Source organism: Amycolatopsis sp. NPDC104863 (assembly GCF_055582965.1).
Genome location: NZ_JBVJOW010000002.1, coordinates 491,740 through 516,249 on the forward strand (window position 1 = coordinate 491,740; position 24,510 = coordinate 516,249).

A 24,510-nucleotide genomic window follows, 5' to 3' on the forward strand; every position below is an offset into this window, starting at 1 on the left:
GGGGCGTCATGCGCTGCGAGCGGACGTCAGTTGATGACGGCCAGCACGTCGCGGGCGGACAGGATGAGGTAGTCCTCACCGTTGTACTTGACCTCGGTGCCGCCGTACTTGGAGTAGATGACGACGTCGCCGACGTTCACGTCCAGCGGGACGCGGTTGCCCTTGTCGTCGATCCGGCCCGGGCCCACGGCCAGAACCTTGCCCTCCTGGGGCTTCTCCTTGGCGGTGTCGGGGATGACGAGGCCGGAAGCGGTCGTCTCCTCGGCCTCGCTCGTCTGGACAACGATCTTGTCCTCGAGCGGCTTGATGTTCACGCTCACCGGGTTGACCTCCACGGTCGTCGAAAGCGTTGGCAGGATGTGGTTACGGCTCTACCACCCCCGCCGTCGCGGGTGCCGGGGCTGTCGGGCCGTGCGATTAGCACTCTAGCCACGTGAGTGCCAGTCGTGCAAGGAGGGTGCCCACGAGCGTGTGGAACGAGCCCGGCAGGGCCCTGACCGGCGGCAAGCCCTACACCACCCCCGCCCCTCGTCCCTGCCGCAGTCAACACCGGGCAGCGAGGGATGGCCTCTACCCCCAGCGTGAGTTTCTGGTTAGGTTCTCACCGTCTGGCACCTGAACCCTGGGGGTTTATGCCCATGTCCCTCCCGAGATCCGCAGCACTCATCGCCGCGGCCACCCTCCTCACCGGCCTGGCCGCCGCACCCGCGCAAGCCGACACCACCAGCCAACGCCAACACGACTTCACGGCGGCCGCGAAGGAGTTCGGCGTCCCCGAGAACGTCCTCCTGGGCGTCTCCTACCTGGAGTCCCGCTGGGACACGAACGCAGGCACACCCAGCACCGCCGCCGGCTACGGCCCGATGCACCTCACGGACGTGCGCGAAGCGGGAGTGGCGACCAGCCACCACGACGAAGGCACCGAGGACCCGCGCGGCGACGACGCGCGCCCCGCGCTGCACCCACAGGCAGGGCCCGCCGCCCCGCCCCAGGGCCTGCAGACGATCGACGAAGCCGCGCAGCTCACGGGACAAAAAGCCGAGACCCTCCGCACCGACCCCACGCAGAACATCCGCGGCGGAGCCGCCCTCCTCGCGAAGTACCACGCAGCGAAGCCCGACTGGTACGACGCGGTCGCGCAGTACAGCGGCTCCACCGGCGACGCCGCCCAGACGTTCGCCGACGAGGTCTTCGACACCATCAAGACCGGCATGAGCCGCACCACCGACGACGGCCAGCAGGTCACCCTCGCTGCGACGCCGGACACCGCCGCGAGGCAGCACCCCGGGAACCCGGCGAACGTCGAGTGCCCCCGGACCGTCACGTGCGAGTCCGTCCCGGCTCCCTACCAGGAGCTGCCGAACGACGACTACGGCAACCACGACCTCGCCAACCGCCCGGTCAGCCAGAAGATCGACCACATCGTCATCCACGACACCGAGGGCTACTGGGACAGCGTCCTCAAGCTCGCCCAGGACCCGACGTACGTGAGCTGGCACTACACCGTCCGCTCCAACGACGGCCTGATCGCGCAGCACGTGCCGACCAAGGACGTCGCCTGGCACGCCGGGAACTGGTACGTCAACGCGAAGTCCATCGGCGTCGAGCACGAGGGCTTCGCCGCGAAGGGCACCTGGTACACCGAGGCGATGTACCGCTCGAGCGCGAAGCTCGTCGGCTACCTCGCGCGCAAGTACGACATCCCGCTGGACCGCGCGCACATCATCGGCCACGACAACGTGCCGGGCACGATCCCGTCGACCATCGCGGGCATGCACTGGGACCCGGGCCCCTACTGGGACTGGTCGCACTACTTCGACCTGCTGGGCGCGCCGCTCGGCGGGTTCGGGCTGCCCGGCTCGTCGCTGGTCACCATCAAGCCGGACTTCGCGAAGAACCAGCCGATCTTCACCGGCTGCGACACCGCCGGAGCCTCCTGCGCCGCCCGGGGTTCCGAGGCCGTCGTGCTGCACTCGGAGCCCAGTGAGACGTCGCCGCTGCTCGTCGACATCGGCCTGCACCCGAAGGGCACGGCGTCCACCATGGACGTCGCCGACGTCGGCAGCCGCGCCGCGACCGGGCAGCAGTACGCCGTCGCCGAAGTCCGTGGTGACTGGACGGCGATCTGGTACCTCGGACAGAAGGGCTGGTTCCACAACCCGCGCAACGCTCGCGTCGCCAAGCCCGCGATCGGTTGGGTCGTCACGCCGAAGCCGGGCCTCGCGACCGTGCCCGTCTACGGCCGCGCGTACCCCGAGCCCGAGGCCTACCCGGCGAACCTCACGCCGCAGGCCATCACGCCGCTGCCGTACACGCTGGCAGCCGGGCAGAAGTACTCCTCGGCCGGCACGGTCGGCTCGGAGTACTACTCGGCGACCACGTTCGACGTGGCCGACCATGTGGTCGTGAAGGGCAAGCTCCGGTACGTCCAGATCCAGTTCGGGCACCGGATCGCGTTCGTCAAGGCGGACGACGTCCGGATCCTCCCGGCGTTCTGACCGAAAGCGAAGGTCGCGCTCACGCGTCGAGCGCGACCTTCGCCCCGGCCGCCTGTTCGGTGTTGCGGCGCGTCTTCGCCCAGCCGTTGCGGCCGCGAACCAGCCGGAACAGAGCTCGCCACGACGTCACGTAGAACGTGTAGATGTACGCCGCATAGGCGAACCCCAGCCCGATCCCGCGCAGGATGTTCTTGCTGCGCAAGCACTTCAGCTGGTAGATCGGGCCCCAGACGAGGAACGGCAGCAGCCCGAACGAGCCGTAGATGGCGAAGAGGATCCACGCGCCGCCGGTGAACCACGTCCACATCTGCGCCGGGTCGCCCGCGGTGCTCACCACCAGCAGGATGAACGGGATCGGGTACAGCAGCGAGCCGAGCAGCTGCAGCCACGGCTGGGCGAGGTAGTACATCATCTCCGCCGCGCCGAGCGTGCTGACGTGCGGCGAGTCCCAGATCCGCCGCAGGTAGCGCGCGCACTGCATGGTGCCCTGGCCCCACCTCGTGCGCTGCACCAGGAACCGCCGCAGGCTGTACAGACCTTCTTGCGCCACATGGGAATCCGGCGTGAACCCGGTGCGCCAGCCCTCGGTGAGCAGGTGCACGCCCAGCTCGAAGTCCTCCAGCAGCGAGCCGCGCCACGGCTCTTCGCCGGGGCCGGCGATGGAGTCGAGCGCGGTGAGCCGGGTGAACTGGCCGTTGCCGCCCATGGAGATCGTGCCGGTGAAGCCGCGCGACGTCTGGATCGCCGCGATCGCCGTCCGGAACTCCAGGTCCTGCAGCTGGGCGAGCTTGAGGCCGAACCATCGCCCGACCGGGTTGCGTGACGGCGGTGGTGTCCCGACGTTGCTCATCCACACGTCGAGCTGGACCGCGCCGATCTCCGCGTCGCCGAAGAGGTGGTCCGCCGCGCAGACCTCCAGGCAGTTCGGGGCAGGGCGGCCGTCGGCGTCCACGACCACCACGACGACGTCGTCGCGGGTCGCGTCCGGGCCCATCCAGTCGTTGAGCGCCCGGTAGGCGGCGTTGAGGGCGTCACCTTTGCCGGTTCTCGCCTCGGGCCGCACGCGCGGCACCAGGTGCAGGTACGGGTCGTAACCGCCGTGGCGCCGCCACAGCATCCGGACGACGCGGGCGGTGCGGTCGTCGGAGTCGTCGTCGACGACCCAGACGTGCGCCTTGCGGAACGTCGTGCGCAGGTAGCGCACGGTCTCGCGGATGACGGTCTGCTCGTCGCGGCAGGGCACGAAGAAGTGCCAGGTGAAGTCGGCCGGGTCGCCGACCGGCCCCGGCTTGCGGCGCAGGTACGGGACCACGATCACCACGACGTAGACGAGGAACGCCACGCTCATCGTGAGCGCGAACGCCTGGGTGACCGCCAGCAGGACCTGGACGCTCATGCCTTCTTCTTCCGCGTGGCCAGCCAGACGAACAGGACGAGGGAGACCGCGCCACCGAACACGCTGACCATCGAGCCGAGCAGCGTGTGACCCCAGTAGTACCCCTCGTCGGTGCCGTACCCGTGCACCAGCCCGACGATGGTGAGAATGCGCAGCTGGTTCACCAGCACGACGACGAGCGCGGAAATGCCGAGGGAAAAGAAGAGGCGTTTCGCATTGGCCGGCCGGAAGTACAGCATCGCCATCGTCACAACGAGCAGTGGCAGCAAAAGGAACGCGGAAGAACATTCCGGGGTCATTCTCAACCCGAACGGAGTAGCGCTGCCCAACCCAAAGTAAACAGCCTCCCGATCCGGGGCCACATAAACACCCGATGTAGTGATGACGTTGAGGATCGCGCCGGCGAGCCGCACTTCCAGTTCCCGGTAGAACCGCTCGGTCAGCACCACCGCCGCTCCCGCGGCGGCCAGCGCACTCAGCGCGATGATCAGCGGAAACCGCGCTGTACCTGGGTTCGGAGCGCTCGCTACGGCCACGACGTTCCCCTCGGTGTCGATTCTCGGATCAAGCTGCGGACCCCGGGCGAGCGTAAGACACAACCCACCCGTTGTTCCACCCGGAGGTGTGGTTTAGCCGCCCTTTCGGCAGAAATGGCCGCCGACTTGCTAGGCCGTCCGGGTGATTCACCGACGACCTGCGGAAACTTCGCCGGGTAATACCCGATCCGGTGATTCGGGAAATTTTGTGTGCTATTCGAGCCACTGTTCGCGATAGTCGATTCGCGTGCCGAGTCGAGGCAAACCGGTTGATCCGCGCCGCCGTCACGCGAATCTCCAGGGAAACCCAGCGAATTCGGAGGATCAGTTGATGAAGAGCTCCCTCGTGCGCCGCGGCGGCCTGCTCGCCGCGGTCGCGGCGAGCGTTGTGCTCGCCGGCGCGACCCCCGCTTCGGCGGCGCCCGGCGACGGATCCGCGTACGGCGTCAAGGTCGACGTGACGCTGCTCGGCCAGCCCGCGGTGCACGTGGGGCCGCTCGCGGCCGCCAGCACCGCCGGGCCGACGACCAGCACGTTGGCGAGCGCGACCGCGCCCGGCATCCTGACCGCCGGGGTGATCAAGACCGAGGCCACGCGCGACGAGAACTCCGGCGCGGTGACGGCGAAGGCCACCACGGCCGACGTCGGCCTGCCGCTGCTCAAGGTGCTCGGCACCGTCGGGGTCAAGACCGTCGAGGCCGTCTGCACCGCCACCCAGGAAGGCGTCAAGGGCAGCAGCACGCTGGCCGACGCGAAGCTGGGCAGCATCGGCGCGGTCGACGCCAACCCGGCGCCGAACACGCAGGTCAAGGTCGCGGTCGCGGGCATCAACATCGCGACGGTCATCCTCAACGAGCAGATCAAGAACGGCGACGGAAGCCTCACGGTCAACGCCCTCCACGTGAAGCTGCTCGGCGGAGTCGTCGGCTCGCTCGGCTCGGGTGACGTGATCGTGTCGTCGGCGACCTGCGGCCCGGCCGCGCCGCCGATGCCGCTGGCCTCCGGCCCCGGCCTGTGGATCGGGCTCGGCCTGCTCGGCGCGATCGCCGTGCCGGTCGGGACGCGCATCTACCGCCGCCGCGCGGCCCAGGCCTGAGCGAGGTCCGGATGTACAAGATGCCGGGCGCGGGTGTCGGCGTGGCCGGTGGCGGGGTGGGCACCCTCGCCGCCACCGGCGCCGACGTCGGGTGGTGGCTGGCCGTCGGAGTGCTGCTGGTCCTGCTCGGGACCGTCGCGCTGATCGCCGTCCACCGCCGCAACCGCCGCCTCTCCCGGGCGCGGGAGTGAGCTGGGGCCGCCGGCGTGTGCCCCTCGCACGCCGGCGGCCGCCGCGGTCAGGAATTTCCGGGAGACTGGACTATGTGGAGAAGGGGCACCGCGAGGTGGATGTGATGTTGCTGGCCGGGACGCGCCCGGAAGCCCTCAAGCTCGCGCCCTTGGCCCTGGCGCTGGAGGAGCACCCGGCGCTGCGGCCGGTCCTGGTCCACAGCGGCCAGCACACGGGCATGGTCGAGCAGGCGCTGGCGCCGTTCGGCCTGGTCGTGGACGCCTGGCTGGACGTGCCGCCGCGCGTCACCGGCGGCCAGGCGGAGCTCGTGGCGGGGCTTCTGCCCGCGCTCGACGACGTCCTGCGCCGCCACGCGCCGGCCGCGCTCGTCGTCCAGGGCGACACGACAACGGCGCTCGCCGGCGCGCTCGCCGCGTTCTGGCTGGGCATCCCGGTGGTGCACCTGGAGGCCGGGCTGCGCACGCACGACCTCACGGCGCCGTTCCCGGAGGAGGGCGCGCGGCAGATGGTGTCCCGGCTGGCCGCGCTGCACCTGGCCCCGACGCTCGGCGCGGCGGCCGCGTTACGCTCGGAAGGCGTTGCGCGGCAACGGATCGCGGTCACGGGCAACACGGTGGTCGACGCGGTGCTGGAGATCGCGGCACGCGACCTCCCGGCGCGCGACACGGCTTTGGCGCTGCTGGAGATGGAGATCGCGGAGGCGGGCGAGCGGCTGGTGCTCGTCACGTCGCACCGGCGCGAGTCGTGGGGCGAGCCCCTGGAGCGGACGCTGGCCGCGGTCCAGCTGATCGTCGCCGAGCACCCGGACGTGCAGGTGCTGTTCCCGGCGCACCCGAACCCACAGGTCCGCGGCCAGGTGGAGGCCGCACTGGACGGCGTCCCAAGGGTGACGGTGACGGACCCGCTGGAGTACCCGGACCTGGTGCGCGCGCTGCGCCTGGCATCGCTGGTGCTGACGGACTCGGGCGGCATCCAGGAGGAGGCGCCGACGTTCGGCACCCCGGTCCTGGTCCTGCGCGACGTCACGGAGCGCGTGGAGGTCGTGGAGGCGGGGTGCGCGTGGCTGGTCGGCACGGACACGGCCCGCATCGCAGACACGGCGGCCCGCCTGCTGACCGGCGAGCTACGCCCAGCGCAGGTCGGAAACCCCTACGGCGAGGGAGATGCGGCGGCACTGGCAGTCGCGGCGATCGAAGAGCTGCTGGGTGTGGGCACGCCAGCCCACAAACACGCCGCGGCTTCCTGACGCGCGCGCCGGAAGACGGCCGGCACCCACACCCCCCGCAACCCCGATCCGAAGCCAGAACACGGCCGGCGGCACCGGGTCAAGGCATCTTTCCCGCCTTGACGCGGCGCCGCCGGCCGTAGTCACAATGGGCGAGCGGGGTGGCGGACGAGCCTAGAGCGAGACCACTGACACCGGCAAAGCCGGATTCGCGCTGAAGTCCAAAGCCGCAGTCGGACGCTTGGCCGCCACCACATGCGCACCCAGAGCCGCGATCATGGCGCCGTTGTCCGTGCACAGCCGCGGCCGCGGCACACGCAGCTCGATGCCCGCCGCCGCACAACGCTCGGCCGCCAGCGAAGACAACCGTGAGTTCGCCGCCACCCCACCGGAAATCACGAGTGTCCCGATCCCCTGCTCCTTGGCCGCGCGGATCGCCTTCATCGTCAGCACATCCGCGACGGCTTCCTGGAACGACGCCGCGACGTCGTCCACCGGGATCTCGTCGCCGCGCCGCACGGCGCCTTCGACCCACCGCGCCACCGACGTCTTCAAGCCGGAGAACGAGAAGTCGTTCTTCGCGTCGCGCGGGCCGGTCATGCCGCGCGGGAACGCGATCGCCGCCGGGTTGCCGTTCTTCGCCGCCTTGTCGATCGGCGGACCTCCCGGGTACGGCAGGCCGAGCACGCGCGCGACCTTGTCGTACGCCTCACCCGCCGCGTCGTCCACAGTGGACCCCAGCTCGGTGATCTCGGACGCGATGTCGTCGACGCGCAGCAGCTGCGTGTGCCCGCCGGAAACCAGCAGCGCCAGGCACGGCGTCGGCAACGGCCCGTGCTGCAGCGTGTCCACCGCGATGTGCCCGGCCAGGTGGTTGACGCCGTAGAGCGGCACGTCCAGCGCCGTCGCGTACGCCTTCGCCGCGGAGACGCCGACGAGCAGCGCGCCCGCCAGGCCCGGCCCGGCCGTCACCGCGATGGCGTCCACATCGGACAGTGCGAGCCCGGCTTTCTCGAAGGCCCGCGAAGTCGTCGGGACCATCGCTTCGAGGTGCGCGCGGCTGGCGACCTCGGGCACCACACCGCCGAAGCGCGCGTGCTGCTCGACGCTGGAGGCGACCTCGTCGGCGAGCAGCTCCACCGCGCCGTCGTCGTGCAGGCGGACCAGGCCGACGCCGGTCTCGTCGCACGAGCTCTCGATGCCCATGATGATGCGTGACATCAGCCCGCCACCCCGTCTCGCGTCCGCGCCGGGCGGACCATCGTGTACGCGTCGGCGCCGGAAGGCTGGTAATAGCGCTTCCGGATGCCGAGCCGTTCGAAGCCGTGGCTCTCGTACAGCGCGAGGGCCGAGTTGTTGTCCGTGCGGACCTCGAGGAACACCGGGGCCTCGAACTCGTCGGCGCGCTCCAGCAGCGCCCGCAGCAGCGCCTTGCCGATGCCCTGGCGCTGGTGCTCGGGCGCTACGCCGATGGTGTGCACGGTCGCCTCGTACTCACCGCGGCGGCGCCCGACGACGGCCAGCCCGGCGTACCCGAGCAGCTCGTCCCCCTCGTCCGGGCGCGCGGCGAGGTAGAAGTTGCCCATGTCCAGCTCGGAGTGGAAGGCCCGGGAGCTCCACGGGTCGTCGCCGGGGAAGAGGATCTTCTCGATCTCGACGCACCGGGCGATGTCCCGTCGGCGCAGCGGCTCGAGTCTCACGGCGTGGTCACCCGCTTCGGCGCCGTGGGCTCGGCGGCGTCGGGACGGCGCAGGTAGAGGGGTGTCAGCGGCGCGGGGGTTTCCTTCGCCAGCAACGCGCGCCGAGCGGCCTTCACCAGCCCGGCGGGCGACGGGAAGCGCGGCTCGACCGGCCGGACGTCGAGCGCGGCGGCGTACAGCACCGCGCCGTCGCCGGCCGCGACCTTGACGTCGGTCCCGAGGTCGGCCGGGCGCTGCACGTGCGGGCCGTCGGTCCGGTTCCCCGCGGCGTCGTAGGCGGCCCAGTAGACCTCGCGGCGGCGGGCGTCGGTGAGGACGAGGAAAGCGCCCTCTCCGGCGGCGACGTCGGCGGCCAGCGCGTCGAGGCTGCACACGGGGTACACCGGGATGCCGAGGGCGTGCCCGAACGCGGCGGCGGTGGCCATCCCGGCGCGCAGGCCGGTGAACGGGCCCGGCCCGACCCCGACGACGATCGCGTCGAGGTCCTTGAGGGACACTCCCGCGGCTTCGGCGGCGGCCAGCGCGTGCGGGGTGATCAGCTCGCCGTGGGCTCGGGGGTCGACTGTGACGCGGTCACCGCGCGTCTCGACCCCGCCGTCGTCCACCGTGACGACGCCCGCGGTCACGGCCGGGGTCGAGGTATCGATCGCCAGTACCAACACGGTGAGCAAGCGTACGACCTGCGTCTTCCATGGCTTGCTGCAGGGGACTGATCCGCACGGTGCTGCGCCGTTTGTTACCAAGTCGACCGCAGTCACGGCGGATATCGGCGCCTCGCGCTCATCGGTTGCGGAACGTATCCGCCTACTTTTCGGCCGACTTGGTAACGTGCCAAGCGAGTCCGACACTGGGAGGTCCCCGCGGTGCCCGACCCGTTGTTCCCCACCCTCACGTCAGGTTCGGGCAAAGAGGCCCTCCGCTTCGGCGAGCAGGCCTTGACCTACGAAGAGCTCGCCGCGGTCGCCGGGAGTCTCGCCGCCGGGCTTCCCCGTGGCCGGGTCGCGGTCTGGGCGACGCCGACCCTCCATACGAGCGTCGCCGTGGTCGCGGCTCTGCTCGCCGGTGTTCCCGCGGTGCCCGTCAACCCGAAGATCGGTGAACGCGAGCTGGCGCACATCGTCGCCGACAGCGAGCCGGAGCTGGTGCTGGCCGAGCCGGGTGCCGAGCTGCCCGAAGGCCTGGCCGCGCTGCCGCGCCGGGACATCCCGCTGACCGGGTCCGCCGCCGGACTCGCCGAGGAGCCGGACGCCGAGGCGCCCGCGCTGATCGTCTACACCTCGGGGACCACCGGCCCGCCGAAGGGCGTGGTCCTCCCCCGCCGTTCGATCGCCACCACGCTCGACGCCCTCGAGGACGCCTGGGGCTGGACCGCGGACGACGTCCTCGTGCACGCCCTGCCGCTGTTCCACGTGCACGGCCTGATCCTCGGCGTCCTCGGCCCGCTGCGCCGCGGCGGTTCGGTGCGCCACCTCGGCCGGTTCTCGACCGACGGCGTCGCGCGTGAACTGTCCGCGGGCGCGACGATGCTGTTCGGAGTCCCGACGATGTACCACCGGATCGCCGGTGAGGTCGGCGCGGACCCCGCCCTGGCGGAGGCGCTTCGCAAGGCGAGACTGCTCGTCTCCGGGTCCGCGGCCCTGCCGGTGCACGACCACCAGCGGATCACCGCGGCGACCGGCCAGCAGGTCGTCGAGCGCTACGGCATGACCGAGACGCTGATGAACACGAGCGTCCGCGCGGACGGCGAGCGCAAGCCCGGCACCGTCGGCGTTCCGCTGCGCGGCGTCGAGCTCCGGCTGGTCGGCGACGCCGGGGAGACGATCGACGACACCGGGAACGTCGGCGAGATCCAGGTGCGCGGGCCGAACCTGTTCACCGAGTACCTCAACCGCCCGGACGCGACCGCGGCCGCGTTCGACGGCGGCTGGTTCCGCACCGGCGACATGGCGACGCGCGACTCCGACGGGTATGTCCAGATCGTCGGGCGCAAGGCGACCGACCTGATCAAGAGCGGCGGGTACAAGATCGGCGCCGGGGAGATCGAGAACGCGCTGCTCGAACACCCCGGGGTTGCGGAAGCGGCCGTCACCGGCGAGCCGGACGACGACCTCGGTGAGCGGATCGTCGCGTGGATCGTGCCGTCCGGCGAGCCGCCGACGGCCGAAGAGCTCGCCGACCACGTCGCCCGGCTGCTCTCGCCGCACAAACGGCCGCGGGTCGTCCGGTACCTGGACGCGTTGCCGCGCAACGACATGGGCAAGGTCATGAAGCGGGCGCTCGGTGCCTAGGCGTCCGGCGCGCGAAGTCGTCGAGGCGATTTCGAGCGGCTTCGAGGAGTTCACGACGCCGTTGCGCGACGAGCCGGCCGACGGTCCGATCGCGTGGCCCGGCTACCGCGAAGCACGCTCCGCCGCCGAAGAGCGCACCGGCGAGCGGGAGTCGGTCGTCTGCGGGACGGCGAAGATCGGCAACGTCGAGGCCGTGCTGATCGCGTTCGAGTTCGGCTTCCTGGGCGGCTCGCTCGGGCAGCGCACCGGCGACCGGATCGAGGCGGCGTTCGCGCACGCCCGCGACGCGCGGCTGCCGGTGGTTTCGCTGATTTCGACCGGCGGCAGCCGTATGCAGCAGGGCATGCGCGCGTTGATGCAGCTGCAGCGGGTCGCCCGGGCGGCGGCGCTGACTCGGTCGTCGGGGATCCCGCAGGTCTCGGTGCTGCGCGACCCGACCACCGGCGGCGGCTGGGCGACGCTCGGCGCGGGCGCCGACGTCATCCTCGCGCTGCCCGAAGCCCAGGTCGGCTTCGCGGGCTCGCGGGTGCGTCCGCCGGGCTCGCCGGAGGCGTACACGGCCGAGGCGAAGTACGAGTGGGGCCAGGTCGACGCGCTCGTCTCGCCGGACGAGCTCGGCGCCGTCCTGGAGCGGTGGCTGCGGCTGTTGACCGCGCGCTCGTCGGCGGCCGCTCCGCCGCCTTCGGCGCTACGAGCGGCTTCGCTGCCTTCGACGGGCTGGGAAGCGGTCGAGGCGGCCCGATCACCCCGGCGGGCCCGGGCGGTGGAGTACCTCGACGCGTACTTCGACTGGCGCGAAGACATCAGCGGCGACCGCTGCGGCGGCGTCGACCCGGGTGTCGCGTGCGGCTTCGGCTGGCGCGACGGCCGGACGATCGCCTACGCGGCCCAGTGCGGCACCCCGACGTCACCGGCGGGCTTCCGGACGGCGGCCCGCCTGGTGGAACTGGCGTCCCGGCTGGCGCTCCCGGTGCTGACGCTGGTCGACACCCCGGGCGCGGCCAACGACGCGGCGGCCGAACAGGCGGGCGCGGGCGGCGCGATCGCGGCGATGTTCGAGGCGGTCGCGACGGCTTCGGTCCCGGTGACAACGCTGGTGATCGGCGAAGGCGGCTCCGGCGGAGCGCTGGCGTTCGCGGCCCAGGGATCGACGTGGGTGGCACCGGACGCGTACTTCTCGGTGACGTCCCCGGAAGCTGCGGCGGCGATCTTGAAGCGGCCGGCTTCGGAGGTGCCCGACATCGCGAACCAGCTGCACCTGCGGCCCCAGGACCTGGTGGAGCTGGGCGTGGCCCGGGCGGTCGTGAGTCCGGCTCGATGATGGACGTCCGATCAAGGTCCATTCGTGGTTGGATCTTGTGATGGGGTATCGACTCAACAGGCGAGCAGCGTTCGGTCTGGGGACCGCCGTCGCCGCTGGAAGCATTCTGGCCGGCTCTCCCGCGTACGCGCAGGAAGCAGACATCGAGGCCAGCCCGGCCACACCGGACCGGGCCAGGCAGAAGGTGAAGCGCGTCTACGACACCGCGGCCGCTGAGGCAGGTGGCACCTGGAACTCCTGCATCAGCGTGGCCGACCAGGTGGCCGTCGACGTGGCATCCGACGAGATCGTCGAGGCGTACAGCGTCAACAAGGTGGCCGTCGCGGTCACCTTGATGGACAAGATCGACCGTGGCCTGCTCACCCTGGACCAGCAGGTCCAGGTGCCGGAGAGCATCGTCGTGCCGGGTGGTGACGGCATCATCATCCTGGACAAGGCGTACCCGAGCGCGTTCACGCTGGGCCACGTCCTGTCGCTGTTCCTCACTGTTTCGGACGACACGTGCGTCCGGCTGGTGGGGCTCGTGGTCCCGGCGGCCGAGATCAACCAGATCCTGGTGACCAAGGGCTTCCCCAAGACCCAGGTCACGCCGGTGGCCAACCCGAACCGCTACTTCCTCGGCCAAACCACTCCGCGCGAAACCCACGACCTGCTGAAGGCGCTGGTCGCGGGCACCTTGCTGAGCCCGGCGTCGACGGACTACCTGCTGTCCATCCTGCGGTCGCAGGTGGCGTTCACCGACGGCATCCGCCGGGAGATGTCGTCCGTCGATCGGGCGAGGATCGCCACGAAGGCCGGCTGGCTGAACGACGGCCGCAACGAGGCGGGAATCATGTTCGACGCCGCGGGCAAGCCGGTGCTGATCTACTCGATGTTCGCGCACGGCCAGGCGAACCCGGACGACTTCGGGGCCACGCACCCGGTCCGGCAGGCCACCGCGAAGATGGGGCCGAAGTTCCTGCGCGCGGTCGACAAGATCGCGGGCGCCGGCACCAAGACGTTCCGGGCGCCGGCCTACCAGCAGTACAACGGCGGCTGAGCGCGCTCCCGAGGTCGTGAGTGGTAATTCGGGTTAGAACCCTAATTACCACTCACGACATCTTGGCGAGCTCCGGAGTCCGGTCCGCCCAGGTGCCGTGCGGTTCGAGAGTCACCTCGCGGACGTCGTCCTCGCGGCGGTCCAGGCGCACCACCAGGTAGTCCTCCGACAACCGCTCCGCCGACCCCTCGCCCCACTCGACGACGATCGCCGAGCGCTCCAGGTCCGTGTCGAGGTCGAGGTCGTCGAGCTGGGACAGGTCGCCGCCCAGGCGGTACGCGTCGACGTGCACCAGCGGGACTCCCGCGGCGCCCGCCGGGTGGACGCGGGCCAGCACGAACGTCGGGCTGCTCACCCGGCCGCCGACGCCGAGGCCGGCCGCGATGCCGCGCGTGAGCGTCGTCTTGCCCGCGCCGAGCGGGCCGGCCAGGAGCACCAGGTCACCGGCGCGCAGGGAGCGGCCGAGCACCCGCCCGAAGTCCATCGTTTCTTCGGGCGTCGGGAACACCATGGTCAACGGGGCCACCACCAGTTTCGCCGGGACGAGGTTTCGCCGTCCACACCGGAACAGCGTTGCAGGAGATCGATCAGATGGCTGTTCACCAGCTCGGGCTGCTCGAGCTGCACCATGTGCCCGGCGCCGCGCACCCGCACCAGCTCGGCGTCCGGCAGCTCGGAGGCGATCCGCTCGGCGTGCGCGAACGGCGTGAAGCGGTCCGAATCACCGCCGATGACCAGCACTTCCGCGTGCTTCAGCCCGGCCAGCGCGGCGTAGCGGTTGTGGCTGCCGAGCGTGTCGACGAAGTTGACGAGCCCCTTCACCGGGGTCACTTCGAGCATCTCGAGCATGAAGTCGACGAGCCTCGGCGCGACGTCGCGGCTGCCGAACGCCAGCCGTCGCACGGCTTGGCGCGTCAGCTGCCCGCCGGCCGCGCGGACGAACTCGACCAGCCCGGGCTGCCAGCCCGCGAGACCGCCGGCGGCGCGCGTCAGCGGGTTGTACTTCGAGAGCAGCGAACGCGGCAACCCGCGTGCGCCCACTTCGCCCGCCGCGGTCGCGATGAACGCGACACCCGCGACGCGGTCTTCGAAGAGCGAAGGGAACTCCGCGGCCAGCTCCATGATCACCATGCCGCCCATCGAGTGCCCCATCAGCACGATGGGTCCCTCCGGCACCACGGACCGCAGCACCACGTCCAGGTCGCGCGCCAGCTGTTCGATGGTCGACGTCTCCGCCGAAGCCGCGCCGGAAAGGCCGTGGCTGCGGTGGTCGTAGTACACCTGACGCACCCGAGGCAGCCGAAGCGACGCGAGGTCGCGACGCTGGAAGTGCCAGCAGCGCCGCGAAAGCGCGAAGCCGTGCACCCCCACGACGGTCAGTCCGGGCTTGCCGCCGTCCTCCGGGTCGATCTCCTCGACCGAAAGCGGCGTGCCGTCCTCGGCCGCGACCGTGGACGTGCGGTCCGGCTTCAGCTCCCCCAGCGGCTCGTCCACGTACGGATCCTCACTGTGCCGCCGCTGCTGCGCGGCGACGATAGCGGCGGCGGTCCCGGTGGCGATGGCCCCGACCCCGCCGGCGATGGCCAGCAGTCGACGTGAAGGTGTCACGAGCGCTCTCCCGGATACCGGCGCCGCACCCGCGGGCGGTACATCGAGGTGACGATCTCGTAGTCGATGGTGCCCAGCTTGTCGGCCCATTCGCGGGCCGTCGGCTCGCCGCGCGTCCCGGCGCCGAACAGGACGACCTCGTCGCCGACGGCCGGTTCGTCGTCACCGCAGTCCACGACCAGCTGGTCCATGCAGACGCGCCCGGCCACCGGCCGCCGCTGCCCGCCGAGCCACACGTCCATCCGGCCGGACAGCGATCGCGGCACGCCGTCGGCGTACCCGGCCGGCACCAGCGCGAGGTTCGTGTCGCGCGCCGCGGTCCAGGTGTGCCCGTAGGACACCGACTCCCCGGCGTCGACCCGCTTGACCAGCGCGACCGCCGACCGGAAGGTCATGGCCGGGCGCAGGTCCTCGGCCTGCGGCACCGGGTTGAGCCCGTACATCGCGATGCCCGGCCGGACGACGTCGAAGTGCAGGTCGGGCCGCGTCAACAGGGCCGCCGAGTTCGCCAGGTGCCGCTTCGGGTCGAGCCCGGCGGCACGCGCGACGTCGTAGGCCTCGGCGAAGCGCTTCGCCTGCGCGTCGATGGAGGGGTGGCCCGGCTCGTCCGCACACGCGAGGTGGGACCAGATGGCGACGACCTCGACCCGCGGTTCGGCGGCCGCCGCTTCGACCAGCTCAGCCCAGCGGGCGGGCGGGCAGCCGTTGCGCGAGAGGCCGGTGTCGATTTTGAGATGCACACGAGCCTGGGTACCCGCGGGGACGGCGGCCGCGATGCGACGTAGCTCACCCAGCGAGCTGGCGGCGAGGTCGACGCCGGCCTCGATGCCCGCCGCGAAGTCGACCTCCGGGACGTCCAGCCAGCTGAACAGCCGCGTCGTGATCCCGCCTTCGCGGAGGGCGAGGGCCTCTTCGAGGGAGCACGTGCCGAGCCAGCTCGCGCCGGCCTCGACCGCGGCGCGCGCCACCGGCAGCGCGCCGTGGCCGTAGGCGTCGGCCTTCACCACGGCCATCACCTCGCTGCCGGGCGCGCGGGCGCCCAGCAGGGTGAGGTTGTGGCGGATGGCGTCGAGGTCGATGTCGACCTGGGCCCGCGGGGAACTGGAGGTCATGACACCTCCAGTTTCCCATGACCGGAGGTCAGGACAGGCGTGCCCCGGACTTGGCCGAGAACACGTGCAGCTCGTCGGGGCGGATCCGCAGGTGGAGCGTGTCGCCCATGGTGGGCGGCGTGCGCGGGTCGACCCGGGCGACGACGTTGGACTTGGTGCCCTCGGCGTCGGTCTCGGCGAGCTTGCCGTAGACGTAGGCGTCCGAACCGAGCTCCTCGACCAGGTCGACCTTGATCGGGATGGAGCTGTCACCCTCGCCGACCACTTCCAGCGACTCGGGCCGGAAGCCGAGGGTCACCGTGTCGCCGTCGGCGGCCTGGATGACCTCACGGGTCAGCGCCACGCTGCCGCCACCCAGCTCGGCGCCGTCGGCGGTGAGCTTCGCCGTGACGAGGTTCATGGCGGGCGAGCCGATGAACCCGGCCACGAAGGCGTTCGCGGGCCGGTCGTACAGGGCGCGCGGGGTGTCGCACTGCTGCAGGAGGCCGTCCGACAGCACGGCGACGCGGTCACCCATCGTCATGGCCTCGACCTGGTCGTGCGTGACGTAGACGGTCGTGACACCGAGGCGGCGCTGAAGCGCGGCGATCTGCGTACGCGTCGACACACGCAGCTTCGCGTCGAGGTTCGACAGCGGCTCGTCCATCAGGAAGACCTGCGGCTCACGCACGATCGCGCGGCCCATCGCGACACGCTGGCGCTGACCGCCGGAGAGCGCCTTCGGCTTGCGGTCGAGGTACTGCTCGATGTCGAGCAGCTTCGCGGCGTCGAGCACCTTCTGCTTGATCTCGGACGCGGGGCGGCCGGCGATCTTCAGCGCGAAGCCCATGTTCTGCGCGACCGTCATGTGCGGGTACAGCGCGTAGTTCTGGAACACCATCGCGATGTCGCGCGAGCGCGGCGGCAGCTGCGTGACGTCGCGGTCGCCGATCCAGACGGCGCCGTCGTCGATGTCCTCGAGGCCGGCGAGCATGCGCAGGCTGGTCGACTTGCCGCAGCCGGACGGGCCGACCAGCACCAGGAACTCACCGTCGGAGATCTCCAGGTCCAGCGCGTCGACCGCGGGGCGCTCGGAACCCGGGTAACGCCGGGTCGCCTTGTCGTAGGTGATGGAAGCCATCGGTCAGTCCTCTCCGAAAGTCCGCCGGACCCCGTAACCCGCTTCGCGGGCTTCGAGGTGGCGCTGCTGGATCCGGTGGCCCTCGGCGCGCTGCGCCTCGGTCGGCTCGTCCAGCTCGAGCCGCGTCTGAGTGTTTTCCTGCCAGGACGGGGGTTCCGCACTGGAAGCCAGGGCCCACGCCGCCTGCCGCGCCGCGCCGACGGCGACGTACTCGGCGACTTCGGGCAGCTGCACGGGCACGCCGAACACGAGCGGCGCGATCGCCTGGACGGCCCGCGACTGCGCGCCCCCGCCGATCAGCAGCACCCGGCGGACGTCGAGACCGTGCGCGCGAACGGCGTCGAGACCGGCGGCCAGGCCGCACAGCATGCCTTCGACGGCACTGCGCGCGAGGTTCTCCGGTGTCATGTTCGCCCGGGTCAGGCCGGTCAGCGAGCCGGTGGCGTCCGGCAGGTTCGGGGTGCGCTCGCCGTCCAGGTAGGGCAGGAACGTGAGGCCGCCGGCGCCGGGCTCGGCCCGCAGCGCGAGCCGGTCGAACTCGCTCAGCGTCGCGCCGAGCATCGCGGCGGTCGAGGTGAGCACGCGGGCCGCGTTGAGGGTGCAGGCCAGCGGGAGGAACCGGCCGGTGGCGTCGGCGAACCCGGCGACCTCGCCGGTCGCGTCGGCGGCGCCGGTCTCCGCGACGCCGAACACGGTGCCGCTGGTGCCGAGCGACACGACGACGTCACCGGGCTGGAGTTCGAGGGCGAGTGCGGCGGCCATGTTGTCGCCGGTGCCGGCGGAGACGAGCACGCCGTTCGCCGTGTGGCCGGCGGTGTCGGCCGGGCCGAGCACGGTCGGCAGCTCCGGCGTCCGGCCGCCGAAGGCGTGGGTCAGGACGTCGAGGCGGTAGGCGTTGTCGGACGGCGAGAAGTAGCCGGTGCCGGACGCGTCACCGCGGTCGGTGACCGGGTCGCCGCCGGTGAGCTTCCAGGTCAGCCAGTCGTGCGGCAGCATCACGCGGGCCACGCGGTCGGCCAGCTTCGGCTCGTGGTCGGCCAGCCAGCGCAGCTTCGTGACGGTGAAGCTCGCGACCGGCACCGAGCCGACGGACTTCGCCCAGACCGACGGCCCGCCGAGCTCGGTGATCAGGTCGAGCGCCGACTGCGCCGAGCGCGTGTCGTTCCACAGCAACGCGGGCCGGACGACCTCGTTGTCCTCGTCGAGGGTGACCATGCCGTGCTGCTGGCCGCCGACCCCGATGGCCTGGACGTCGTCGAGCAGGCCTGTGGTCGCTTCCTGGAACGCCCCCCACCAGGCGGCGGGGTCGACCTCGGTGCCGTCCGGGTGCGGCGCACGGCCGCTCCGGACGATCTCGCCGGTGCGCGCGTCGCACACGACGACCTTGGTCGACTGCGTGGACGAATCGATGCCGGCCACCAGCTCAGCTGTCATAGGGCTGACCCTCCTCGACGTGTTCGACGATCTCGATCGTGGTGCCCGCGTTGAGCGCGGCCTCGATCTCCTCGGTCGGCGTGGTCTCCCCGGTGATGAGCAGGTCGTAGTCCCCGACGTCGCCGTGCGCGTAGGTCGCGGTGCGGCCGAACTTCGAGTGGTCGACCACGAGGACGTTCCGGTTCGCGACCTTCAGCGCGGCCTTCTTGAGCTCGGCGTAGTCGCGGTCCGGGTGGTAGAGCCGCCCGACGGCGACCGCCGTGACCGACACGAACGAGACGTCGGCGCGGATGGAGTCGAGCAGGCCGAGCACCTCGGGCCCGGCGCAGGAGTCGTACTCCGGCGAGTAGCGCCCGCCCGCCAGGACGACATCGGTCTTCGGGCCGAGCAGCCGCGCGGCGTGCAGCGAGTTGGTGACGACGGTGAGGGCGTCGATCTCGGCCAGGCGCTTGACCAGCGGCAGGAGGGTGGTCGAGTCGTCGACGAAGACGGTCTGCCCGGGCTGGACGTGGTTCGCGGCGGCCTCGCCGAGGGCTTCTTTTTCGCCGTGGTGAAGGGTGTCGCGGAAGCGGGCGGCGGTCTCGATGGTGAGCGCCGGGTAGGCCTCGACCTTGCCGCGGAGCTTGCGCAGGAGCCGACGTTCGGCCAGGTCGTCGAGATCGCGGTGGATGGTCATCAGGCTGACCCGGAACTTCGTCGTCAGGTCGTCGATGCGTACTTCGCCCTGCTCGATGACATGGTCGAGGATGTCCTGCCGCCGCTGCTCGACCACAGCATCGGACGGCCGGGTCTTCCGGTCTCCAGATGCTGTGCCGCCGCTCACACGGCATTCTTACCAGATTTACCGCCCAGAGTTAACAGGGAACTCGATAACTTCTCTCCCGGACTCGCGTACCCCGCTGGACGACACGCGTACGCAGACGGACGACGCGCGTCCGGGCGGGTCGCGTGTCGTCCGGTCAGGACGTGAGGGAGCGGATCGAGCGGATCGCTTCCGGGATCGCGTGGACCAGGGCCGAGGAGGACGTCGGGGCGTTCTGGGCCGCGATCGCGCCCGCCAGGGAATGCACGTGGGCCGCCGTCGCCGCGGCCAGCCACGGGTCCAGGCCTGCCGCCAGGAGGGAACCGAGCAGGCCTGACAGCACGTCGCCCGAACCCGGGGTCGCCAACCACGCGCCGTGGGGCTTGTTGACCGCCACGCGGCCGTCCGGGGCCGCCACCACCGTGACGTGCCCCTTCAGCAGCACCACCGCGTTGTACTTCTTCGCCGCTTCGCGCGCCGCCGTCACCCGGTCCGCGCCCGGCTTCCGGCCCATCAGCCGCTCGTACTCGCCCGCGTGCGGGGTCAGGACCAGCGGCGTGTCCGGGTCGCGGGCGTCGAGGACCTCGGGTGACTTCGCGATGATCGTCGTCGCGTCGGCGTCCGCGCATACCGGGAGGCCCTGGCCGAGCACGTACCGGACGACGTCACGACCTTCCGAGCCGGTGCCGATGCCCGGTCCGACCGCCCACGCCTGCACGCGGCCGGCGTCGGCGACTGTGCCCGTCGCGATGACCTCCGGCCACTGCGCCCGGACCACGTCCGCCGCGTGGCCCGCGTACCGGACCATCCCCGCCGTCGCGCGGACCGCCGAACCGGCCGTCAGGACCGCCGCGCCCGGGTACGTCGCCGAGCCCGCCGCGACGCCGACGACGCCCTGGCTGTACTTGTCGTCGTCGGGCCCGGGCACCGGCCAGGCCGCGGCAATGTCGGCGATGTCCAGCCGCTGCAGCGAAGGGTCGGCCAGCTCGAGGCCGATGTCGACCAGCACAACCTCGCCACACCACGACGGCGCCAGCACGTGCACCGGCTTGAGCGCGCCGAACGTCACCGTCCGGGTCGCCTTCACCGCCGGGCCGTCGACCGCGCCGGTGTCCGGGTCGACGCCGCTGGGCAGGTCGACCGCCACGATCGGCGCTTCCACCAGCGAAACCAGCCGTGCCGCGTCCGGGCGCAGGGAACCGGACGCCGAGATGCCGACGATCCCGTCGACCACGACGTCCGCCCGGGAAATCCACTGTGGACCGTCCTCGGCGGACACCACACGCCCCTTGGCCCGGCGCAACGCCGCGAGCCCGGCTTCGTGCGCCCGCGAGCCCAGCAGGACGGCCGTGACAGCGACTCCGCGTCGCCGCAGGAAAGCTCCCGCCCACAACGCGTCACCGCCGTTGTCGCCGGAGCCCACGAGCAGCACGACCCGACGACCGGAGACACCGCCGGTGTGGTCTTCGAGCACGTCCGCGATCTGCACCGCGAGCCCGAACGACGCCCGCCGCATCAGCTCGCCTTCCGGCGTGACGGCGAACGCCCGCGCCTCCGCCTCGCGAATCCGTTCCGTGGTCCAGATTCCCTGCACGGCGGCGGCCTCCTGGCTACTCGACAGTCACAGACTTCGCCAGGTTACGCGGCTTGTCGACGTCGTACCCGCGGGCGCGGGCGATCTCCGCGGCCAGCACCTGCAGCGGCACCGTGGACACCAGCGGCTGCAGCAGCGTCGGCACCGCGGGGACCTCGATCAGCTCGTCCGCGAACGGCCGGACCGTCTCGTCACCCTCTTCGGCGATCACGATCGTGCGGGCGCCGCGGGCCTGGATCTCGCTGATGTTCGACACGAGCTTCGAGTGCAGCACCGCGCGTCCCTTGGGCGACGGCATCACGACCACGACCGGCAGGCCCTCTTCGATCAGCGCGATCGGGCCGTGCTTGAGCTCGCCGGCGGCAAAGCCCTCGGCGTGCATGTACGCGAGCTCCTTGAGCTTCAGCGCGCCTTCGAGGGCGACCGGGAACCCGACGTGGCGGCCGAGGAACAGCACCGCCTTCGAGTCGGCGATCCGGCGGCCGAGGTCCCGCACCTGGTCCACAGTGGACAGTACCTTCTGGACGGCCGCGGGCATGGCCTCCAGCTCGGCGAACTCGCGCGCGACCTCGTCCGGGTACTTGGTGCCGCGGGCCTGCGCGAGCGCCAGGCCGACCAGGTAGTTCGCCGCGATCTGGGCGAGGAACGCCTTGGTCGACGCGACGCCGATCTCGGGCCCGGCGTGGGTGTAGAGCACGGCGTCGGACTCGCGCGGAATCTGCGCACCGTTGGTGTTGCAGACGGCCAGGACGCGCGCCTTCTGCTCACGCGCGTGCCGGACGGCTTCGAGCGTGTCCGCCGTCTCGCCGGACTGCGACACGGCGACGACCAGCGTCGCGCGGTCGAGCACCGGGTCGCGGTAACGGAACTCGCTGGCCAGCTCGACCTCGACCGGGAGCCGGCACCAGTGCTCGATGGCGTACTTGGCGACCAGCCCGGAGTGGTAGGCCGAACCGCAGGCGACGACGAAGACCTTGTCGACGTCGCGGAGGTCCTGGTCGGAGATGCGCTGCTCGTCGAGGATGATCCGGCCGTTGTCGAAGTGCCCGCGAAGGGTGTTCGCCAGCGCCTCCGGCTGCTCCTCGATCTCCTTGAGCATGAAGTACTCGTGGCCGCCCTTTTCGGCGGCGCTCAGGTCCCAGTCGACGGTGAACGGCTTCGCCTGGGCGGCGTCGCCGTGGAAGTCGGTGACCTCGTAGCCCTCGCGGGTGATCACGACGAGCTGGTCCTGGCCCAGCTCGACGGCCTCGCGGGTGTGCTCGATGAACGCCGAGACGTCGGAGGCGACGAAGTGCTCGCCCTCCCCCACCCCGACGACCAGCGGCGACGACCGCCGCGCGGCGACGATGGTGTCCGGGTGGTCGGCGTGCGTCACGACGAGCGTGAACGCGCCTTCGAGCCGCCGGCAGACCCCGGCGACGCTCGCGACGAAGTCACCCTTGGTGTCCCCGTCGGCGTAGGCGCGCGCGATCAGGTGCGCGGCGGTCTCGCTGTCGGTGTCGCTCGCCATCTCGACGCCGTCGGCCTCGAGCTCGGCGCGGAGGGTGGCGAAGTTCTCGATGATGCCGTTGTGGACCACGGCGACCCGCTGCGAAGTGTCGCGGTGCGGGTGCGAGTTGCGGTCGACGGGCGCGCCGTGGGTGGCCCAGCGGGTGTGCCCCATGCCGGCGGTGCCGCCGAAGCTGTCCCGGCCGACCTTGTCGAGCTCGGCCTCCAGGTTGGCCAGCCGGCCCGCCTTGCGCTCGACGGTCAGCTCGCCGGCGCCGTCCAGTACCGCGACACCGGCCGAGTCGTAACCGCGGTACTCCATGCGCCGGAGCCCGCCGAGGACGACGTCCAGAGCCGGGCGGTGCCCGACGTATCCCACGATTCCACACACGCGGACAAGCCTAACGAGGGATTTTCGGGGGGTTGACCGGGTCCGTGAACCCGCTCTGACCTGCACGGACCTTTGTGGGCGTGGTCCGGACCAATGTCGTTTCACTCACACGTGGAGGTTTCGTTGCCCGCCACCCCGACGCCTGATTGTGACTACGGACGGCGGCACCGCGTCAAGGCGGGAAAGATGCCTTGACCCGGTGTCGCCGTCCGTGTTCTGGCTTTGGATCGGGGTGGGGGAGGGGGTCTGGGTGGAGTTCGACCCGTTTCGCTCGCCCGGGGGGCGGCGAACGAGCTTCCTCTGGCCTCGCACAGTAGGGTTCCCGCCATGGCCAGCAAGCCCAAGCAGCTGCTCGCGGAGTTGACGCACCCGGGTCCGCATGAGGTCCTGCGGGGCAACCTTGCCCTGGTCGGGCTGCCCGGGGTGGTCTTCACGCCGCGCTCCGGTCTCGGGCTGCCCGCCGTTGCCTTTGGGCACGGGTGGCTGCAGCCTCCCCATCGGTACCGGCAGCTTCTCCACCACCTCGCCAGCTGGGGGATCGTTGCCGCCGCTCCGGCCACCCAACGCGGCCCGCTGCCGTCGCACCGGCTGCTTGCCGCCGACCTCCTGACCACCCTCGACGTTGTCACCACCGTGCGGCTGGGGCCGGACGGCATCAGTGTCGATCCGGCCAAGCTCGGCCTCGCCGGGCACTCGACCGGGGGTGGCTCCGCCGTCCTCGCCGCGGCGCAGGACGCTCAGGCCGAGACGCCGCGGATCAAGGCCGTTGCCACCATCGCCGCCGCGCAAACGCTTCCGCCTGCCACCGAGTCGGCGAAGCTCATCACCGTGCCCGGGCTGCACCTGGCCGCCGAGGAAGACCTCGTCGCTCCCAAGATCGCGCACGCCGAGGCGATCACCGATGCCTGGGGCGGCGAAGACGTCCAGCTCCGGACCCTCGGGAAGGCGACGCACCTGGGTGTCACCGAGGGCAAGCACTGGTCGCAGCTGGTCATGCACGGCAAGCCGCACCGGGGCACCCAGCGGCTCACCCGCGCGCTGTTCACGGCCTTCTTCCTGACCCACCTCACCGGCACCGACAAGTACCGGTCCCTGCTCGACGCGGACGTCAAGCGCGCCCCGATCGAGCGGGAAGAAGAACCCGCCCACTGACACGCAAAAGGCCCGGCCGAAGCCGGGCCCTTCGACGGAACCTCAGACCAGCCAGCTCGTGCTGGAGAAGTCGTCCTCGTCCTCCACCGGACGCGCGTGCCGCCCTCGCCGCGGCTGCTCCGCGACCGGGGGCGCCGGCGGCGGTTCCGGGGCCGGCTCCGGGCGGGGCGGCGCCGCGCTGGGTGCCGCGTAGCCGGCGAAGCTGCTGGTCGGCTCGGTCTCCTCGTCCTGGACGCCGAACTCCATCAGCGACTCGCGGTTCTTGTCGGCCAGCGCCTTCTCCGTGGCCCAGCCGCCCGCGCTCTGCTTGCGCTTGTTGAGCTCGTCCATGTGCTCGGCGTACTTCTGCGCGGCGGCCATCTCCTGCTTCAGCCCCTCGCGCGCCTGCGCCTCGGCCTCCGCGACCCGGCGTTCGCGCAGCCCCCGCTGCTCGTCCTGCTCCCGCGCCGCGGCGTCCATCGTGGACACCGCCGCGCGGTACCGGTCTTCGGCGCTGCTCATCGGCCCTCCTCAGCCCT

The 24,510-nt window shown here is 71.5% G+C and carries 23 protein-coding genes; 8 read left to right on the plus strand and 15 right to left on the minus strand.

What is annotated here, in order from left to right:
- Nucleotides 1-26 precede the first annotated feature (26 nt).
- A complete protein-coding gene (gene groES / locus ACZ63J_RS11720; protein ID WP_004559922.1) occupies nt 27-320 on the minus strand; it encodes a co-chaperone GroES in 294 nt (97 codons plus the stop codon).
- 312 nt (nt 321-632) lie between these two features.
- Here groES and ACZ63J_RS11725 point away from each other — a divergent pair, with 312 nt between their 5' ends.
- Nucleotides 633-2,498, plus strand: a complete 1,866-nt coding sequence (locus tag ACZ63J_RS11725) for an N-acetylmuramoyl-L-alanine amidase (protein WP_465405808.1) — start codon at nt 633-635, stop codon at nt 2,496-2,498.
- 19 nt (nt 2,499-2,517) lie between these two features.
- Here the strand turns inward: ACZ63J_RS11725 and ACZ63J_RS11730 are convergent, their stop codons facing one another.
- Both ACZ63J_RS11730 and xrtP read right to left on the minus strand, forming a co-directional pair.
- Complete coding sequence (locus ACZ63J_RS11730) at nt 2,518-3,894, minus strand: glycosyltransferase family 2 protein (RefSeq protein ID WP_465405810.1); 1,377 nt, start codon at nt 3,892-3,894, stop codon at nt 2,518-2,520.
- Entirely contained in the window at nt 3,891-4,430 is a 540-nt protein-coding gene (xrtP, locus tag ACZ63J_RS11735) for an exosortase P (protein ID WP_465405812.1), read from the minus strand. Before xrtP ends, ACZ63J_RS11730 begins: the two co-directional genes overlap by 4 nt.
- A 331-nt stretch (nt 4,431-4,761) precedes the next feature.
- On the opposite strand from xrtP, the gene ACZ63J_RS11740 reads away from it, so the two are divergent.
- The 3 genes from ACZ63J_RS11740 (at nt 4,762) to wecB (ending at nt 6,964) form a co-directional block, all read left to right on the plus strand.
- Complete coding sequence (locus ACZ63J_RS11740; RefSeq protein ID WP_465405814.1) at nt 4,762-5,526, plus strand: choice-of-anchor P family protein; 765 nt, start codon at nt 4,762-4,764, stop codon at nt 5,524-5,526.
- A gap of 11 nt (nt 5,527-5,537) precedes the next feature.
- Complete coding sequence (locus ACZ63J_RS11745; RefSeq protein WP_465405816.1) at nt 5,538-5,717, plus strand: LPXTG cell wall anchor domain-containing protein; 180 nt, start codon at nt 5,538-5,540, stop codon at nt 5,715-5,717.
- A gap of 95 nt (nt 5,718-5,812) precedes the next feature.
- Entirely contained in the window at nt 5,813-6,964 is a 1,152-nt protein-coding gene (gene wecB, locus ACZ63J_RS11750; protein ID WP_465309421.1) for a non-hydrolyzing UDP-N-acetylglucosamine 2-epimerase, read from the plus strand.
- 153 nt (nt 6,965-7,117) lie between these two features.
- On the opposite strand, the gene tsaD is transcribed toward wecB, so the two are convergent.
- From tsaD to tsaB, 3 genes are read right to left on the minus strand one after another with little or no spacing between them, the layout of a single operon-like run.
- The gene (gene tsaD / locus ACZ63J_RS11755) at nt 7,118-8,164 is read right to left on the minus strand and encodes a tRNA (adenosine(37)-N6)-threonylcarbamoyltransferase complex transferase subunit TsaD (RefSeq protein ID WP_465405818.1); all 1,047 of its coding nucleotides are present in this window, start codon (nt 8,162-8,164) and stop codon (nt 7,118-7,120) included.
- Complete coding sequence (gene rimI / locus ACZ63J_RS11760; protein WP_465335917.1) at nt 8,164-8,643, minus strand: ribosomal protein S18-alanine N-acetyltransferase; 480 nt, start codon at nt 8,641-8,643, stop codon at nt 8,164-8,166. The genes tsaD and rimI overlap by 1 nt, the downstream gene beginning before the upstream one ends.
- Nucleotides 8,640-9,305 (minus strand): tRNA (adenosine(37)-N6)-threonylcarbamoyltransferase complex dimerization subunit type 1 TsaB, encoded by a 666-nt coding sequence (gene tsaB / locus ACZ63J_RS11765; protein ID WP_465405820.1) that lies wholly within the window; start codon nt 9,303-9,305, stop codon nt 8,640-8,642. Before tsaB ends, rimI begins: the two co-directional genes overlap by 4 nt.
- A gap of 201 nt (nt 9,306-9,506) precedes the next feature.
- On the opposite strand from tsaB, the gene ACZ63J_RS11770 reads away from it, so the two are divergent.
- From ACZ63J_RS11770 to ACZ63J_RS11780, 3 genes are all read left to right on the plus strand, one after another.
- Nucleotides 9,507-10,931, plus strand: a complete 1,425-nt coding sequence (locus tag ACZ63J_RS11770; protein WP_465405822.1) for an acyl-CoA synthetase — start codon at nt 9,507-9,509, stop codon at nt 10,929-10,931.
- Nucleotides 10,924-12,252, plus strand: coding sequence for a carboxyl transferase domain-containing protein (locus ACZ63J_RS11775; protein ID WP_465405824.1), 1,329 nt, complete (start codon nt 10,924-10,926; stop codon nt 12,250-12,252). Before ACZ63J_RS11770 ends, ACZ63J_RS11775 begins: the two co-directional genes overlap by 8 nt.
- 76 nt (nt 12,253-12,328) lie before the next feature.
- On the plus strand, nt 12,329-13,291 hold the full coding sequence (locus tag ACZ63J_RS11780) for a serine hydrolase (RefSeq protein WP_465405878.1): 963 nt from the start codon (nt 12,329-12,331) through the stop codon (nt 13,289-13,291).
- Nucleotides 13,292-13,343: 52 nt separating this feature from the next.
- Here ACZ63J_RS11780 and tsaE read toward each other — a convergent pair whose 3' ends face one another.
- The 8 genes from tsaE to glmS form a co-directional block, all read right to left on the minus strand.
- The gene (gene tsaE / locus ACZ63J_RS11785) at nt 13,344-13,802 is read right to left on the minus strand and encodes a tRNA (adenosine(37)-N6)-threonylcarbamoyltransferase complex ATPase subunit type 1 TsaE (RefSeq protein ID WP_465336105.1); all 459 of its coding nucleotides are present in this window, start codon (nt 13,800-13,802) and stop codon (nt 13,344-13,346) included.
- Nucleotides 13,803-13,804: 2 nt separating this feature from the next.
- On the minus strand, nt 13,805-14,899 hold the full coding sequence (locus ACZ63J_RS11790) for an alpha/beta fold hydrolase (protein WP_465405826.1): 1,095 nt from the start codon (nt 14,897-14,899) through the stop codon (nt 13,805-13,807).
- Nucleotides 14,896-16,011 carry an alanine racemase gene (gene alr, locus ACZ63J_RS11795; RefSeq protein WP_465405828.1) on the minus strand — a complete coding sequence of 372 codons (1,116 nt, stop codon included), beginning with the start codon at nt 16,009-16,011 and terminating at the stop codon, nt 14,896-14,898. Before alr ends, ACZ63J_RS11790 begins: the two co-directional genes overlap by 4 nt.
- A gap of 28 nt (nt 16,012-16,039) precedes the next feature.
- Complete coding sequence (locus tag ACZ63J_RS11800; RefSeq protein ID WP_465335923.1) at nt 16,040-17,131, minus strand: ABC transporter ATP-binding protein; 1,092 nt, start codon at nt 17,129-17,131, stop codon at nt 16,040-16,042.
- A gap of 3 nt (nt 17,132-17,134) precedes the next feature.
- Complete coding sequence (gene xylB / locus ACZ63J_RS11805) at nt 17,135-18,565, minus strand: xylulokinase (RefSeq protein ID WP_465405830.1); 1,431 nt, start codon at nt 18,563-18,565, stop codon at nt 17,135-17,137.
- Nucleotides 18,555-19,388, minus strand: coding sequence for a DeoR/GlpR family DNA-binding transcription regulator (locus tag ACZ63J_RS11810; RefSeq protein WP_465335925.1), 834 nt, complete (start codon nt 19,386-19,388; stop codon nt 18,555-18,557). Before ACZ63J_RS11810 ends, xylB begins: the two co-directional genes overlap by 11 nt.
- Nucleotides 19,389-19,524: 136 nt before the next feature.
- A complete protein-coding gene (locus ACZ63J_RS11815; protein WP_465405832.1) occupies nt 19,525-20,961 on the minus strand; it encodes an NAD(P)H-hydrate dehydratase in 1,437 nt (478 codons plus the stop codon).
- 16 nt (nt 20,962-20,977) lie between these two features.
- Entirely contained in the window at nt 20,978-22,840 is a 1,863-nt protein-coding gene (gene glmS / locus ACZ63J_RS11820; RefSeq protein WP_465405834.1) for a glutamine--fructose-6-phosphate transaminase (isomerizing), read from the minus strand.
- Nucleotides 22,841-23,167: 327 nt separating this feature from the next.
- On the opposite strand from glmS, the gene ACZ63J_RS11825 reads away from it, so the two are divergent.
- Nucleotides 23,168-23,992, plus strand: a complete 825-nt coding sequence (locus ACZ63J_RS11825) for a dienelactone hydrolase family protein (protein WP_465405836.1) — start codon at nt 23,168-23,170, stop codon at nt 23,990-23,992.
- A 42-nt stretch (nt 23,993-24,034) separates the two neighbouring features.
- On the opposite strand, the gene ACZ63J_RS11830 is transcribed toward ACZ63J_RS11825, so the two are convergent.
- Complete coding sequence (locus ACZ63J_RS11830; RefSeq protein ID WP_465405838.1) at nt 24,035-24,493, minus strand: hypothetical protein; 459 nt, start codon at nt 24,491-24,493, stop codon at nt 24,035-24,037.
- Nucleotides 24,494-24,510 lie beyond the last annotated feature (17 nt).